Origin of the sequence: Marinimicrobium sp., assembly GCF_002695945.1 — a bacterium.
GTDB classification, from domain to species: Bacteria; Pseudomonadota; Gammaproteobacteria; order Pseudomonadales; family Cellvibrionaceae; genus Marinimicrobium; species Marinimicrobium koreense.
Map to the genome: position 1 here is coordinate 1 of NZ_NZQP01000033.1, position 16,960 is coordinate 16,960.

Sequence of the window (16,960 nt, forward strand, 5' to 3'; positions counted from 1 at the left end):
TCGGCCGCATAAGCACAACGACGGTCTGCCGCCTAATGTGGCAGAGCAGACCTACTGGAAAACTCAAAAGACGGTGGCCTAAAACACTTGACCACTACATTGATGACCATAAAACTTAAGCAATGTTAAGGATTTTAGACTACCTTTATCGGTCAAATTTTCTGTCGCTTTGACTATCGAGTTAATTCTCATGTATGGGTTATCTTTACCCCAATTTGAAGGTCGATATAAAGCTTCGACCCAAGCTGTTATACAACGCTGAGAGAAGAGCTGTGTGGAGAAAGCTCCATATTGGAAAAAGTACCAACGAGATAGCGAAGCCCTTAAACGTATCAGTTGGTCTCATAGAGCAAGTACTTACAACGCATAGTTACCTTATTCCTCTAAGAGGCCGAATTCGCTTATATAAGAAACAGTGCCACTACAAACGAATTCTATCGGATTACATAGAAAGTCATCCGGATTGTATACGAAATGACATTCGGAAGGACCTACCGGCAGCCTATCTCTGGCTTTACAAGAATAATTCTCATTTATTGTATGAACTATTGCCCCCCGAAATTCCTCGGGAACTTAAGAGAAACTGCATCAAGAAACCATGACTTGGATAGTATCAACCTCAAAGTAGTCGCTGACTCCCAGCCAAAACCGCCCTACCGGCCTGACCTCCCCCTCCCGATTGACCCAAATCCCTAAGTTATTACGCTATAATCTTAAAAACCATCAAGTCTCAAACTTTATTGTAAGTTAGGTGTCCTGTAGTGCCCTAAATCAATAGGGGGGCAGTCTCAAACTCTATTGTCCACCTACAGGAAAATTTCGGCACCCCATGGGCGCCGAAAGGACGGTCTGTAACGGGAGCCCCTCATCTTGCCTAACCTTCCGGCTCGGCGCTGCGGGCAATGTCCACGTCTTGCGCCACCTCATCTCGAACCAGCGCCCAATGAAAAAGATTCTCGTCATTGGCCTCGAAGAAGTTGTGGTTATAGTGGGTCAGCGGCATGTCGCGGTAAATCGGCCGGGTGATCTCCACCACTTGATCCCAGTGCGCCAGAGCCTGCTGTAAATGCCGGATAGCCACCTGCTGCTGTTCCTCATCACCGTACAGACGGTACCGGTGTAGCGCCACGGCGCCTTTCAGCTTCTCCGCAAGATGAAGACCGAGATGGGCCCAGGCTTTGACGTCGGCCACTTCGTACATGAGCGAGGCATTGCCCTCGGTATCAATACCTTCTACCAGCCGAAGCGCCTCGCGATTGTCGCGCTCAAGCTGCTCGGCCAGAATCGGCGGAGTAATGCGGTCAACGCCGAAAGAGCCGCCTTCGTGCATTGTCTCTACGAAATCCGCCACCGAAACATAATCCGGGTCCATGGTGGGATGGTCGATAAGGTGGTCAACCGAAATATAACGGGTGTAGTCGCCCTGCAGCGCCAGAAAGCCCTCGCTGTAGAGGGTGAAATCCCAGCGCGAATCATACAACGAGGCCAGCCGCAGTTGGGTGGATGAGGCCAGAGAGTAAGCGTTCAACAGGTTATTACCCTTGGCCCCGTACCGGCGGTTGAATGCCGCCTGAAACACCGAGTCGGGTGTTTCAGGATCGTAAAGGAGGCGCCCCCAAAGCTGGTAGAACAACCACTGGCGCTCGAAGGCCCAGTTCCAGTCGACCGGCTCGTCCACTGCGGTGAAGTAATCGAGCGCCGGGATGTAGGTTTCCGAGCCGACAAAGTATCCGCCCACATAGTCCGCCGCGCCATTCAGAGCGATATGCTGACGAATGAAATCGGGCACACCCCAGCGCAGGGCAAAGAAGTCTTCGTTGCGTGCCTGCCAGGTGACCTTGTAGTTTTTGGGCGTCGGTTTGAAATAAGTGTCGCCCAGCTTGCCGCCGTGGACCTTCACCAACTCTGGTGTGGAATGGGCATGGGACCAATTGAACTTCATTTCCACCCAGATCGGACCGTCAAAGCGATCCTCCAGCTTCTCCATCGCATCGCGGGTCACCACTTCCACACTCTTGCTGACGCCCGGCTCCGAACCGGTTCCCGAGGAAAAAGGGACGCGGTGAATGAGTTTCACGGGGCGATCAGCGTCCAGCATCCCCGCGATCAACACATCATCCATCCACTTCTGCCGCTCAAGGGGCGTCATGCCAGCCATGCCTTCGCCGTGGGAAATACCAAACCCATCCAGGTTGGGATACTCCTCGAGCACCTGGGTAACGCTTTCGCGCAGATAACGCCGCACGATCTCCGAGGTATCGCCTTCCACATAGTAGTGCGGATAAAAGTTCTGCTCCGCGACGGAGTGGGCCTCGGCAAATTCCCGGCTGACAAAAATGCTCCAGTGGACCAGATAGGTGTCCAACCCGCGCTCTTTCGCCATCCGGAAGATCTCGCGGTAAAGACGCTGCCACTGGGCGAATTCTTTATCCGACCATGGGCTCGCTTCGGGGAAGTTTTTCGGCTGGATCATGAACGTAAAAGGATGCAGATTCCACAGGCTGATGGCGTTGAAACGGTTCGCCACCATCATATCCAGAAACGACTCCCAATAATCGAGATCCCGTGCAGTCTCGTAATGCTGGTCCAGCGCCGAACTGGGCCGGTAGGTTTCCCAGGGCAGATTGTATTTGATCCCGCGAAACGCCAGATTCGGGCTCTGTTCGGTGGATTCCACCGCTGTCAGCGGCGTGCCATTGCGCAGCGTTTCGGCCAGGGCCAGCGCGCCATAGATCAGCCCCCGGTGGTCGCCTCCATAGACGCTCGTGACCCTGTCCTCGGGCACAATAGCAAAGGCTTCAGAACCCAGCCTCTCTTCATGCACCGACAGACTGATCAGATGATCGTAACCGCTCCGATCCGAGCCGAGCTCATAGCCCTGCTCTTCCAGGGCCTCACCCAGCTTGCGGGCGGCATAGGCCTCCTGCGGCACCGTCTCGTCGTAGACGAGCGTCACCTCCTGAGCACAGGCTGCAGTAGCGTTCAAAAGAAAGAGGAGCACAAACGAAGGGAACAAGCGTTTTATTGTCATAAGTTTCAACCCTGCAGAACATGGCTCTACGTTACCCAGCCCGAAACATATAGTCAATAGAACCACTTGGGTGACGCATTCCGCCCGCCTCCACCAAAAGAACAAGCGCCCGGCCATTTTCGGGGTATTAATCAGTCCGACACTACGTAAAGACTGCTCTCAGACAGCTTGGTGAGCCAGTTCCTGAAGACGGTCCGTGAACAAGTTGGTTGATCCACTAGTGACCAGAAGTTGTTGCTTGGCGCGCGTCATACCGACATATAGCAACCGTGTCTCTCGGGGCATATCATCCTCTCCGTCTTTCAATGCCCCGACCCCACTTAAAATGACCGTATCAAACTCCAGGCCTTTACTGCTCTGACGAGTCAATAGCGTCACCTTCTCATCCGCCGGATTGTAAGTTTTCTTGTGAACGGACGATTTTAGCCAAGCGGCGGGAACCCCAGCTTGGTCCAACGCCGATTTGAGCGCTTCACCTTGGTGATGGTGTGCGTAGATAATGGCGATACTACTTAGTGGTTTCCCGCCGCTACGCCATTTGTCGACGCAGCGAACGATGTACTGATATTCATCCGCAGCGCTCTTGAATGGTCTGTAAACCGGCTGAGGTCCACTTGCACCCGCCACCTCTGGCTGAATTAGCGGTACATGATCGTCATCGGCGTCTTGGGCCTGCAGATACTCTTTGGAGAAATCATAGGCAAAGGTCAGTATTTCTCGGGTGTTTCGGTAGTTGAGCTTGAGGATCGTAGTGCGGCCGCGTGCCTGGATGCCCGCACTGGATAACGGAAATCCGAGTTGTCGTCGGCTGTAAATCGCCTGCGCATCGTCGTACAGCAGGAGCAATGAATTGGTATCGGGATCGATCATCTGAACCACCAGCTTTAACCACTCCGGCTCAAAGTCATGGCCCTCATCAATCATCAGAGCACCGTACTGCGCACGAGGAATATCCCCCCTCTCCACCCCGGCGATCACGCTGGTTACCTGCCGCTCCCAAAGGGGTCTGGCGCCTTGTTCGGTATCCACATGGTACGTTTTCAACTGAAGGCCGCACCACTCGTGAAAGTGATAAACCTGAACCTGTTCATCAATACCCCGCTCTGACATAAACGACCTGAGCCGCGCCGCCAACGCAATATTGAAACAGAGCACGAGAATGGGCTTGCGGGTCGCTTGAGACAAATGCAGACAACGATAGCCGAGAATCAGGGTTTTTCCGGAGCCCGCGACACCGTGAATGACTCGATGTCCGTCCCCAAGACTTTTTGCCAATTGCTCCTGTTGAATATCCATCACCCGGACAATTTCCGGGACGAGAGTCTGACTAACGTTCGACGCACTATCATGCTCGTCATCCGGATCGTCATCAGAGTCTCCGAACAGGTCCTGTTGCGGCGCATTGATGCGCACTTCGGGAAAGAGGTGCCAGCGGATTCGGTCAACCTGAGGAAGGGAAAGCTTTTCACCAAAACTGTACTCAAACATGCCCCAGAGCCGACTCTGAAATGCTTCCGCCTCAACGGACTCGGTCATCTCATCCTTACAGATCACTCTGTGAGCCGGCAGCACCAGCTCCTGATGATCTTCCGGCAACGCTTTGTTCCACTGCTGTCGAGTGATATTGGTCAGGACCACGCCGTAACCATAGGGGCAACACAGTCGGCCTTGATAACGGCCCTCGGATTGTCGAAGCTGAGGGTCAGTTTTCAGTACATTAACGGTCGTCTGGGCATACTGCCTGGCCTGCTCCAGGGGATTGCTCACCACATCCAGACCATTTTGAGTCTGCAGCGTCACCCGGTCTTTGCTGATCTTCTTCAGGGTCGCCAACTTCCAGTCTTTGATCTCAAGAAACAGCAGTCCTCGGGACGGGTGAAGAATAATGAAATCCGGGTATCGTCTCTGACGGCCAACAGGGATGTCGTACCAGACGGTATAATCATCTTCGAGAAGCGCCTCCAGGCGACGTCCGAAGCGACGCTCTCCCGTTGTCATACCTCTTATGGTGCTCAGGCTTGGAATGATTGCTGCCATGCTGCCTCCATACTGATCCTGAAGGGCCCATCCCCTCCTCTCTCTAGCTTGAGAGCTTAGCCCAGATTGGAAAGTCCGGCTATTTCAGCCGTTGAAAGGCAATAGTATTTCTATTGAACAACCGCTGCCGATAGCCAGCATAATCAATAACAATATTGCATAATTAATCATTTTGAGTCTATAGTGGTCACCCGATTTTAGAATGCGCCTTGAACCCAGCAAGGCAGGCATGCCAATAGAGAGATACACCACTATGACCAAACCGGGAATACCCCTCCGATTCGCCCAGATTGCACTGCTGCTCCTGTCATTTTCCTGCTTCGCCGAAGAGCTGCGCCCCCAGACCCTCTTTATTGCCGGGGACTCCACTGCGGCGTCCTACCAGAACAAGGACCACCAGGGCTGGGGCGCCACCCTACAGAGCTTTCTGGATGAGGACAAAGTGGTCGTGGATAACCGGGCGCGGGGCGGTCGGAGCAGCCGGACGTTTATTACCGAGGGTTTGTGGCAGTCTCTGATCGAGGACGTCGAGGCCGGGGATCTGGTGTTGATCCAGTTCGGACACAACGATGCCGGGGCGATCAATGACGACAGCCGGGCGCGGGGCTCTCTGCCCGGTCTGGGTGATGAGCAGACCGACATCGCCAACCAGGTGACCGGTAAGGACGAAACGGTGTATACCTTTGGACACTATATTCGTCAGATGGTGGCGGACGTAAAAGCCAAGGACGCCACGCCGATCCTTTTGTCGATGACGGTCCGTAACCGGTGGGAACATGACCGTGTTGAGCGTCGCCACGGCCGCTACGGTTACTGGATGCACCAGCTCGCCTGGGAACTGGACACCCCGTTTATCGATGTGACCAACCCGGTGGCGGACAAGCTGGACCGCCTGGGTGCTGAGAAAGTGGCCGGGCTTTACCCGAAAGACCATACCCACTTTAACGATGCCGGCGCCGAGCTTCATGCCGAGACTGTTGTTTCGGCGTTGAAGGGGCTGCGCCCCACCCTCGCTTCAGACCTGTACTCCGCTAAAGGCCGCGAAGTGACCGCCTACGATTGGACGTTTCTGCGCCTGCCGGTGATCGCCCACCCCGAGAAGACCAGCCTTTTTATGGTCGGCGACTCCACCGTGCGCAACGGTTGGGGCGACGGTGCCGGTGGTCAATGGGGTTGGGGTGATTTTATTGACGAGTACCTGAGCGCCGAGGACTACAACTTTGTCAATCGCGCCATCGGCGGTTTCAGTAGCCGGACCTTTGTGACCGGCGGCCACTGGGAGCGAGCCCTTAATATGGCGCGCCCGGGCGATTATGTGGTGATCCAGTTTGGTCACAATGACTCCGCTCCCCTCAATGATGAAGAGCGTGCCCGGGGCACCATCAAGGGGGTCGGCGCCGCCGAGCAGGACATCGACAACCTTCTGACCGGCCAGCCGGAAACGGTTCACACATACGGTTGGTATCTGCGCAAAATGATTGGCGATGCCTATGCCCGAGGTGTAACGCCCATTCTCGCCACCCCGGTGCCCCGGAAAATCTGGGACGACAGCGGAGAGCAGATTGCCCGCCCGGACGACAGTTATCCCCAGTGGGCTCGACAGGTCGCGGCGGAAAGCGGCGTCGCGCTGATCGATCTGCACGAGCTGGTCGCCGACCNTTATGACGAGCTGGGGCCGGAAAAGGTCGAAGCCTTTTTTGCCGACAAACACACCCACACGTCCCGCGACGGNGCCGAGCTGAATGCCAAAATNGTCGCCCAGGGGNTCGAAGGCATTCTGTAACGGCATCACCAANACACCGAACGGATCAACCACAGGAANACGTTTTATGCTGAATTTGGGCNTGAGAGCACACGACTATGGTCAGGGTACACCCGCGGAGATTGNGGCAAAGCTCGGGCAATACGATGTATCCTGCGTGCAGCTCGCACCCGCCAAGTCGTTTCCGGTCCTGGCAGAACAACCCGGACAGCTGACCCCGGGGTTCGCCAACCATGTGCGCGATGTCTTTGCCGCACAGGGGATCAACATCGCCGTGCTGGGCTGCTATATCAATCCGATCCACCCGGACCCGGACACCAAAGAACAGGCGCTGCAGCGCTTTGAAGAGCACCTGCGCTTCGCCCGTGACTTCGGCTGCGCTATTGTCGGTACCGAGACCGGCTCCAAGAACGGCGATTGTAGCTATCACCCCGACAGCCAGAAAGAAACCTCGTTTCTGGAGTTGGTCGATTCCGTCCGACGCNTGGCCGATACCGNCGAGAAATACGGCACCATTGTGGGTATTGAAGGCGTGGCACACCACCATACGGTACACAGCTACGAGAAGATGGTACGCATGCTGGAGCTGGTGGNCTCACCCAATGTNCAGGTCATTTACGACCCGGTGAACTTTTTCCCNCTGGACCAGTGCCATCGACAACAGGAACTGATGGACGAAGCCTTCAGGCTGTTCGGAGACCGTATCGTCGCGATACACAGTAAAGACTTCGTGATCAAGGATGGAATGAAGGANGGAGACCTGCCCTCCGGCACCGGCGAAATGGATCACCGTTATCTGATGTCATTGATTNAGAAACTCAAGCCCGGCATTCATACCATTCTCGAGAGCACCAACCCTGANAATGNTCAGGGTATTCTTGAGCACCTGCNAGAGTGCGCACGGTNAACCACTCCCCGGAGAGCGTGACGCCCCTGGGAGTGGCCAACCGATTGTGAGCCGTCAATTGCCTTCCGGCTTCTCGAGCTGAAACACCGGACTTGCCGGTATGCTGACAGCACTCGAGAAGTCCGGCTCCGCGGGATCAAACGAGAGCACATCGTCACGCAAGTGATCGGCCAGTCCCGGCACCTTTTNNCGAATCNCTTCNACGACAGCGCGAGCCANCTGGTAAGCGCCGTAGGGATTGTGNTGTGTATCGTCTTTCAGCGCCTGCTCCTGACCGGGAAAGGTATTGGCCGGATAATGCACAAAGGCCTTTNTGGAACCTGACTCTCCCAGAGCGGCGTAAAGCGCCAGGCTCATCTCGTGCAGATCGATAACCGGTACGCCCTGCTCTTCTCCGACCTGACGCACCGCGATGGCGAAATCGGTGAGAGTTTCAGCGGGCTTTCCTTCACNCCAGCGGCGACGCTCCATGGGTGTGACCAGCACGGGAATACCGCCCTTGGCACGTACCGCCTGAATGTACTCGCGNAAATCATCGGCGTAGGTGGTANAGGGGCCTGCGCCCTCGCTNTGGTCTTTCTGATCATTGTGGCCNAACTGAATCAANAGGTAATCCCCGCGCTNCATGGTNCGAANGATTTTCTCGAGACGGTTTTCCGCTTCGAAGCTGAACAGAGCNCGCCCCGACTCNGCGTGGTTGGCAATGGCGATACCCGGCTTGAANAAAGCGGGCAACATCTGCCCCCAGCCGGCCCAGGGCTCNTNNCGTTGATCCGTTACGGTCGAGTCCCCCGCCACAAAGACGGTAGTCGCCTCCGGCGCCGGNTCAATCGTCATTGCCGACACCGCCGCCGGTNTACCCAGAAATTCGATGGTCAAATGCTCATCCCAGTGCGCGATTATTGGTGGGCCTTGTTCGCGCGAGTTCAATGCAACACGGCGATCATCTCCCAGTGNCGGGCTCCTTCGATTGACGGTGAAGGTCNCCCTCGCCTGCTCNCCCGCNTTGGTCGAAACCGAACGCAACATCAAGCGGCGTGCCTCGGCTTTTACGGTCGTCTGCGCNGCGGAATCGGGCGAGCCTAGNAGGAGGGTTACCTCATAGTTCCCTTCGGGCACGTCGACCGCAAACATAAATGCCTCGTCAGACACACAGGNATCNCCTCGCAGCGCCTCGTCCGCTGGCTCTGTCACTGTACACTCGGGCGTCTTGGCGCTGGCAANGCCGTAGCCCCGTTCGGGGGAGTAGCGCGTATCCGGGCCAATNCCGACGTAANCTTCAGCCACAGCGCCGGNGCCAAAATCGAATNTGTAAGAAGATGCGGCGGGNTTCGTTACCCGTGTTTCGGGAGGNCCGTCATAGGAAGGTTGGAGCCCTCCGAAATCGANCACGATTTTATCCACTACNACNCCNGCNTCNACCGCCACCAGNTGNAGNGTATGCCAGCCNGGCTCCAGTGNCTCCGGCAGCTCAAGCGTCGCTTCGGTGGCGTTGGACANGACTCGCATTTTCCACTCTTCGCTATAGGTATCGAAGCCCTNGGTCACCGCGAGCGGCNGNGGTTCACCNTCATCCACAGCCAGCGCNAGGCGCAGATCATTGCCGGGATCAATCGGNTGCGTGGGCAGCAGTCGNACATGNACNGTCGCTTTNCCGCCGGTNGCNACGTGNAAACGGTAGCTCAGTCGNGGCGCACTGCCGGNTTCGATATTCAGAGTGGAGGGCAACAGGGTGACGGCTGAACCGGTACGGCCCAGNCCTTCCACCGAACGCCAGCCACCGTCGGCCTGATCTTCNCGGCCGGTAAAGTGTCCGGCGTTGATGGACACNACNCCTTNCGATTCAANGAAATCGCCCGCTTGCGCANCCGNCGGTNCGTCATTGGCTTCAAACNGNNTGTCGTCCGACTCCGACAGNGACTNCCNCACTGCATCCTTTTGCGAGCCCAGNGGTGGAATGGGNTCGGGNTGGAAGCGNNGCCAATCGTCCGGGGANACCCCNCCGGCGGTGANAATATGCCGCCANTTGCCATTGGCCATCGCGTCATTGTATCGCTGCGTCAGNGCCTCGATCCGCTGNGCGGCCTCTTCGGCTNTGGCAAAGGTCGTTTCCGCGATCTCCGCNCCCCGGACATTCTGGCGACGCGCCAACTCCANCAGNAANTAGCGCTCGTTGGCCGCAGCCGCCGCCCGNACNGGATACTCCACCAGTTGGTANAAGGCATCCCGGGCGGTGCCCGGCAGGTCGTTCGCGACCCGCGCCGTCTCCNCCACCAGATCCTGATAGGCTTTCAGGCGATGATAAATCTCAGCGTCGGTCAGCTCGGTGGGTTGGTAGGGCTCCAGGGACAAATGCCACTGCAGATGTTCCGGTTTGCGCGCAAAGGCCAGGTGCTGGTGGCGNTTCCAGATNCCGGCAATCNCATGAGCGTATTCGGGCCCGAAGTCCCGGGCNGCCATATCCTGCAGAAATTGCATGGGTGCCTCGGGGCTGGTCCGATCCGCGTTCCAGGCGAGGTCGAGAAAAAATTCCGCACTCAGTTCGTGCGCTTTGAGGTCGCCCACGTTGGTCACCCAGAAGGACTCGGCCCCCTGTTCNTAAGCGCGNGTCATCTCNGACCAGACCAACGATACCGATTGGGAATCGAACCAGAGCCAGGACAAGGGTGAGCCCAGNTANGACTGATGGTAATAGACGCCCAGACCGCCGGGCCGNNCCCGCTCCTCGGGNGTGGCGTAGCGGCGCACATAACCAAAGTTGTCNTCCGGCCAGACGATNATNACATCGTCCGGCACGTCCAGGCCNGCGTTGTAATCCTTNANCACTTCTTTATAGGGCACAAANATCTGTGCCGCCTNGGTGGGATCACCATCGCCNAGATGTTTGGCCAGAAGNCCGCGCTGCGCNTCNAACAGCGTTTCCAACACNTCCANACGTTCTTCCTGGGATTCCGGGCCNANAATGCCGCTGTCGTGAATGCCGCGCATGCCCAGGGTCCAGAGGCTTTCGCCCGAACGGCGCTCCTTCACCCGCTCTTCCCAGTAATTCATGACGGTGTCACGGTGCGTCAGGAAGTTGTAATGATCTTTGGGNTGATCCCACTCNCCNACGTTGTTGCGCAACATGGGCTCGGCGTGACTCGAGCCGACCACAATCGCGTAGTCGTCGGCCAGTTCNCTGTTNCCNTNCACTTGATGGAACGGCGTGGTGCAGGGGTGCATGCCGGGCCAGAGAGCGTTGGCCCGCAGGCGCAGCAGCAACTCGAACACCCGCTCATAGATTTTCGGGCCGAGAGTGCCGGNATCNGGATCAAAGGTCTTGCGGGCCCAGGCACCGAGGCCCCAACATTCATCATTGATGAATATTCCGCGATAGCGCACCGCCGGCTCATCGATCGGTTCGCGAGCGGCGCTCAGATACAGTTCGTCCNGAGGTTGAACCGGCACATCGGCCCACCANTACCAGGGCGAAACGCCGATACGACGGGACAGCTCATACACGCCATAGGCCACACCGCGNGGGTCCGCCCCNTCTACGGCCAACACCTGGGCACTGGAGGACAGCNGGAACGCTTCCCATCGATTCTCCAACGCCGGATGAATACCCACCCGGACATAGGGCGCACCGCCACCCGGCGGCCGGTGGCGAATGGCCGGGCGATGCCCAGTCACACGCTCAACATCGTCGGCGAAATCCTGAACCGCAATCCGGATCACTTCGGGCGCGTCACTGGCCACCACCAATGGCGCGGCATGATCATCCACCACCAGCGGAAACGCGGTGGATTGCAANGTTTCNGCCCCCTCNGGAGGAAGCGGCCGAATCTCGGCNGCCTGCACNATCAAAGGAAACAGTAGNGACANCAGTATGAGTCNCAGCCCNNTGGTCGTNCCCGTTGAACGCGTAGTCATCTTTCGATCATCCATATTAATCCCGCTCCGGAACCTGCTCCGGCGCCTCCTCTCCGACCAATGCCATCANCTGAATCGCGGCAAGACCGAACTGGGACACCGCGTTGGTGGANACCCCGCGCGCTTCGGTCACCGGGGATAGCACCTCGGGGGGCATGACCGTTTTGGTCGGATAGGGTAATCCGAACACCGGGATACCGGCNCNGCCGCTGAAGAATTCCTCCCAGGCACGTTCGGCCAGCGCCTCATCATTGAGCTTCCAGGCNGAGTAGGCGGTCATTCGCGAATGCGCCTGCCCCAGGTTCAGGTTTCGTTCATAAGGCTGGCCGATGATCTCGGCCTTCTCNTCCCGANGNGCATTATAAAAGCGTCCATATTGAATAAACGCCTGCTCATANTCNGGCACATCGAGCAGTTGNATCAGNTCTGCGTTGATTTCGACACCGCCNAACACCATGGACAAATGGGANACGGACACGCCCTCCCCNATCCGNTAAAACTGCCCGGTNTCNGGNTNCAGNGCCGCACTGCCGACCAGCANTCCATGGTCAAAGTTGCCAACGCTGCGCATCGCGGTGACCAGTTTGTCNCGATAGGNNGNCTCACCGGTGCGCTCCCACTCGGTCAGCCANGCGGCGGCCACCGAACTCCAGTCGGTCCCCAGGCCCATCATCATGGAATAGGGTTTTCCCGAAAAGTCGGGCGTCGGACGATTCAGTTTGCGCAGCGGAGGCACGTCCAGCAGGCGCCGTTCAGCCCCGAGCAGAGAACGCATCAGGTCACCGGTGCGCTCATCCGCCGTCAGGAAGTAATAGAAGCGACGGTTGGCGGGCGTNCTGATGCGCAGTTGTTTGGCGCTGTCGCCCCAGTGCTTGACGTTGTGGCGGGAGCCGAGCCCCTCAAANCGTCCCAGATGGTACACGTCGACCTCTCCGGTGTGGCGGGTCATCGCCTCGGCCATCTGGAANACNTCGGCACGGCCNGTGCGCANAAAGGAATACCATAGCCAGATGTCGGGNGAGAGNTCGGAGTTGGCCCAGGCANANCCNCCCACGTCGTAACGCCAGGTATGCCGGTCNTGATCATAGGTATGCATCACATCNCCGTANTCCCAGAAGCCGTACCAGTTNTGNTCTTCCACCTGNGTCAGATANTGNTCCAGATAAAAATCCACCTGATCTTCAATCGCGGNNTTGGCGGGGGTGGAGCGATCCGGCAGATCCCAGAGGGCGGCACCGAACACGCCGGCCGCTTCATAGTCCTGGGGACGGGCAACCATCTGCGGTGGCTGGGCNAGGGTTCGGGCCANCTCAACCGTGGTNTNGCGNTCCGGTGTGGCCGGTAAGGCCCAAAGNCGCAGCTCGCTGGTGCGGGCCACGCCGGTGGCATGGTCAAAGCCCGGCTCGTAATCCTCGTAGGTCACGTTCANAGCATCGAGCTGCTTCTCGTGCGTATCCAGCCCCATACCATCGTGATAGAAGCGCATATCCATGGCCCGACCTTCGGGAGCCCACAACCATAGGGTNACTNCGGCCTCGTCNGAACGCGCGTTGCGAATATCGAGCTGAGACGAATGACTCTGCCAGAAATCCCGGATACCAAACGCCACGCCGCCCTTCGGGCTACCAATATAACCCAACCCGNTGGANCGGGTGCCCTCGGCGGAATCCAGCCAGGACAGGCCGGGCTGGGTACGTTTGCGGATTTCAAACGCATCGGCGCTCANNTGAGAGAGGGTGTAATCACCAAAGGCGGGAATCATCTCGAGACGATCCGACACACTGGTCGCCCATTCACTCAAGGGCGGAGTTGCGCGCCCTTCAATCTGTGCCTCGCGAACCGCCTTGCCCGGGTCGCGACGCAAGCCGGTGATACCGCGAACCGCTTCACCGAAAAGGCCATCGCCTTCACCGGAAAAGCGCACGTGCCGNTCATGCAGCGGGCCGTCCAGCGGCGCATCAAAGCGGACGCCCACACCCCGTATAAAATCGGTNTTCTGGTCACCGTCGTAAATCATGGTGTGCACCATGCGCACCGAGTCATCGCCGGCGTAGAANTAAAGNCGCACCACAAAGGGAATCCAGGCACGGCCGTTNTCTCCGACATGCTTACCTTCCAGTTTGACCACCGCGCGCACCGGNCCACTCTGCTCAAGGGTCACCTGGTCGAGCTGTCCGGTGAAGGACTCTACNGTTAACGGCTNCCCNACTTCAGGTTCGGCCTGATTCTGAGACAGAATGACAAGACGACCNTCGTTCAATGTCTGCCGGTTATCGCGGGTAATGGACTGAATCAGACGATCACCGGATTTGGCAATCACCGCCTGAATCACGCCGGTGTCCACACGGATGGANCNGTTGTTCTCTACAATCCGTANGGACTGTTCGGACNTNANCGCNTCNCCGGGCGTCAAGGTCAGNGCACCGACATTCAACTCAAGCGGGGCAATCGCATGTCCGGTCCATTTCACGGAGCCATCGGGCCAATAGGCCANNGGCCAACTCTGTACGGGCAACGATGTTCCGGATTCGGATTCAAGAGTGAATTCGCTGGCGGCGTCCACCTCGCCCTGCGGCCAGGGCGTACCCCAGGTCGCACCTACCGGTTCCCGGTCCGTGCCNTCGTTCAACCACTGTACCTGCACCTCCGNCTCGGCCNGAACGGAACAGGCTGACGACAATAAGGCGGCGGCAAANAGGGAAATNAGTCTGGAGTGTTTCATGGTCTCGGGGATCCTGTTATTGGTGTTCTCTCACATNTTTTTAGTNCATTCNCAAACAACGCTACTGATTGATTGCCACGGAAATATCGCTCAGNCTNGTTCCGGCCAACCTCACGTACAGTGCGCCCGCTTNATCATCGAAGTACCAACCGGCTTGTGACTGGCTNTNCTCGTACTCAACGGAGGAGGCAAAGACGCGAAGAGGAGTGGNCCCTTCCACAACAGACTCCGGGGGGNNGTCNCGGCGAACTTTCAGTGTGTAGGAACGTTCCGCCAAGTCGTAGTCGCCACGAGGAGCCTCAATACGGATCAGGGTTCGATTCNNCTCAGCCTTTACGGTGACGTCNGTGATNGCGTAGTCACCGGACAGGTACGCCTTGGTTTTACCATCATCATCGTANATCGGGTACGAGGACTCGCCTCCGGGAAATATTTCCAGGGTGAGGTTTTCCGCTGTTTCCTGGCCCAGGTTCATCACTCTCTGTTGAGGAAGAATGCCNCCGGCCTTGACGAANATGGGCAANTGGTCCAGCGGGGTGACAATGTTGTGATAGCGCTGGCCCTCATAGGGCTCACCACTCCAGTAGTCATACCAGGTNCCNTCNGGTAGATAGACNACCCGCGTTTGCGCGCCCTTGGTGGTCACCGGGGCAATCAACAGATTNCGGCCAAACAGATACTGNTCATCAATNTCGTGGGTATTNTCATCCTCCTGNTACTCCAGNACCAACGCCCGCATCATNGGCATACCGGTCCGGTGCATCTGNTAGGCTTCGCTGTAGANATAGGGAATAAACCGGTAACGCATGCGATCGTACTGNNTGAAAATCCGCTCGGCCTCTTCTCCATAACGCCANGGCTCCTTGTAACCGGGGTGATCCATTCCGAACAGATGCGCGATNGGNCTGAAAAGCCCAAANTGGGTCCAGCGGATATAGAGCTCNGGATCCGGGTCGTGCTCGAANCCNCCCATATTGTGCGACCAGTANCCNACCCCCGACAGGCCCATATTGAGCCCGGCGCGAATGACCGGCTTGAAGTACTGCCACTCGCTCGGCCAGTCGCCCGCCCAGAGNTANGGGTAGCGTTGNATACCGGCGTAGCCTTCNCGCGTCANGTTGAAACCGCGCATCTGATTGTGTTCACTGAATTTCTCAAACGGCGCCTTGGCGTAGGCCAATGGAAATAGGTTGTGCAGGCGCTCGGCTTCCGGCCCGGTCGGTCCGGTCTTGTCACTCTCATTNGCCTTGCGNCCAAAGGCNCTGCCTTCATCNGTCTTGAAGAACATGGCGCCCTGNGAGGCCACCTTCANGGCGCCGTTCTCCCACCACCAGTCCACCGCGTCCGGGTCAAAAAAGTTGACGAACTCNCCGGTATTATTGGGCTCGGGATAGACCATCCCCGCATCCCGTGCCTGATCCAACAGNTTGTACTGTCTGCCATTGTCATAGCGTGGCCGNACGTGNACGCCCACCATGCTGTAANCCATGTCGTAGAGCTGATCGAACATGGCNTCCGGGTCATCNAAGGTTTCACGCCATTCAAANGTNGTNGCNCCACTNCCGCCCTGCTCACCGAACATCCGCCAGGTGGAATCCAGATGAATGATATCCACCGGGATTTCCTTTTCACGGAATGTCCGCCCCAGATTGACCACGTAATCGGTNGAGGTNTGCTTCTCGTAGCCCCAGGTGCCGCCACTGTAAGTCCCGACGTGCAGACCATGAGCGGGTTTGGGTAAGAGTGGTGACTTGCCGGTCACAGCGGTATATTGGTCCAGAAGCGAAGGAAAATCAGCGCCCGCCATGAAGTAGTAATCCAGCTCCCCGCCTTCCGCCTCAAATGAGTACACACCCGGTGTGGAGTGCCCCATATCCCAGTGGGAGGTATAGGGTGTATGGAGAAAAATACCGTAGCCGCGCGTGCTCATGAAAAACGGCACCGGGCTGTAGTTGGCCTCCAGAATATTGTAGGCCCCGATGATATGGGGGCGGCCCATGCCACGCCCGACGGTCAGCTCCAGCTGTTTGCCCCGCTGGTTGATAAAGTCCATACGCTGNCCAAANCCAAANACNTGNTCANTNTCCTGCAGCTTTTTATGGACCGAAACGCCTGCCGNTTGCTGAGNCATACCCCCTACNTCAATCCGCTCGGTAGACAGCAGGGTTCCATCAGAGGCATAGAACTCCAATCGCAANGGCGATTTATACACACGGACGAGCAACNGCTTTGATTCNAGCTCGTANAAATCAGNCTCCTCCGCGGTNTTGATTANGACCGGNGGCCAATCCCGCTNGGTGACCATAAGTCCGAGCGCCGCGTTCTCGTCAAACTCCCGATCCCAGCTGCTGCGCACACGCACCATGGAGGCGGTACAGAACTCGATCTGAACATCCGCATGCTCGGCGGAGATGAGCACTCTGTTGCCCTCCCTGACGGGCGACGATTGAACCGTGCCCGGGCCGAGCGCGTCCCGAGCTTTTGAGGATTCAGGCAACTCAGTAGCTTGNCTGTCAGTCGCNTGNGCAAAGGCNGCCAGACACAGGAGTGCCAGTAAGCAGTATTTCATGGGATTTCCTCGTCCGTTAT

General features: G+C 57.4%; 6 protein-coding genes and 1 pseudogene. 2 read left to right on the forward strand and 5 right to left on the reverse strand.

From position 1 onward, the window contains the following. Positions 1-874: 874 nt before the first annotated feature. Both CMG77_RS07975 and CMG77_RS07980 read right to left on the reverse strand, forming a co-directional pair. Positions 875-3,031: a glycoside hydrolase family 20 zincin-like fold domain-containing protein gene (locus CMG77_RS07975; RefSeq protein ID WP_286876313.1), complete on the reverse strand. Its 2,157-nt coding sequence runs from the start codon at positions 3,029-3,031 to the stop codon at positions 875-877. A 159-nt stretch (positions 3,032-3,190) separates the two neighbouring features. Beyond that, positions 3,191-5,068: a DEAD/DEAH box helicase gene (locus CMG77_RS07980; protein ID WP_286904000.1), complete on the reverse strand. Its 1,878-nt coding sequence runs from the start codon at positions 5,066-5,068 to the stop codon at positions 3,191-3,193. A gap of 253 nt (positions 5,069-5,321) precedes the next feature. Between CMG77_RS07980 and CMG77_RS07985 the strand changes: the two genes are divergently transcribed. Together CMG77_RS07985 and CMG77_RS07990 are read left to right on the forward strand one after the other, a co-directional pair. Next, positions 5,322-6,851 carry a rhamnogalacturonan acetylesterase gene (locus CMG77_RS07985; protein ID WP_286904002.1) on the forward strand — a complete coding sequence of 510 codons (1,530 nt, stop codon included), beginning with the start codon at positions 5,322-5,324 and terminating at the stop codon, positions 6,849-6,851. A gap of 46 nt (positions 6,852-6,897) precedes the next feature. Then, complete coding sequence (locus CMG77_RS07990) at positions 6,898-7,758, forward strand: sugar phosphate isomerase/epimerase family protein (protein ID WP_286904004.1); 861 nt, start codon at positions 6,898-6,900, stop codon at positions 7,756-7,758. 33 nt (positions 7,759-7,791) lie between these two features. Here CMG77_RS07990 and CMG77_RS15855 read toward each other — a convergent pair whose 3' ends face one another. The 3 genes and pseudogenes from CMG77_RS15855 to CMG77_RS08005 all read right to left on the reverse strand — a co-directional run bounded on the left by CMG77_RS15855 (position 7,792) and on the right by CMG77_RS08005 (position 16,940). Then, entirely contained in the window at positions 7,792-11,664 is a 3,873-nt protein-coding gene (locus tag CMG77_RS15855; RefSeq protein ID WP_353743465.1) for a glycosyl hydrolase 115 family protein, read from the reverse strand. A 1-nt stretch (position 11,665) separates the two neighbouring features. Then, positions 11,666-14,371, reverse strand: a complete 2,706-nt coding sequence (locus CMG77_RS08000) for an exo-rhamnogalacturonan lyase family protein (protein ID WP_286904006.1) — start codon at positions 14,369-14,371, stop codon at positions 11,666-11,668. 61 nt (positions 14,372-14,432) lie between these two features. Beyond that, positions 14,433-16,940: pseudogene (locus CMG77_RS08005) on the reverse strand (glycoside hydrolase family 31 protein). Positions 16,941-16,960: the final 20 nt, after the last annotated feature.

Coding starts and splice junctions, on each gene's coding strand:
- CMG77_RS07975 (WP_286876313.1), bottom strand. CDS start 3,031: ATGACAATAAAACGCTTGTTCCCTTCGTTTGTGCTCCTCTTTCTTTTG.
- CMG77_RS07980 (WP_286904000.1), bottom strand. CDS start 5,068: ATGGCAGCAATCATTCCAAGCCTGAGCACCATAAGAGGTATGACAACG.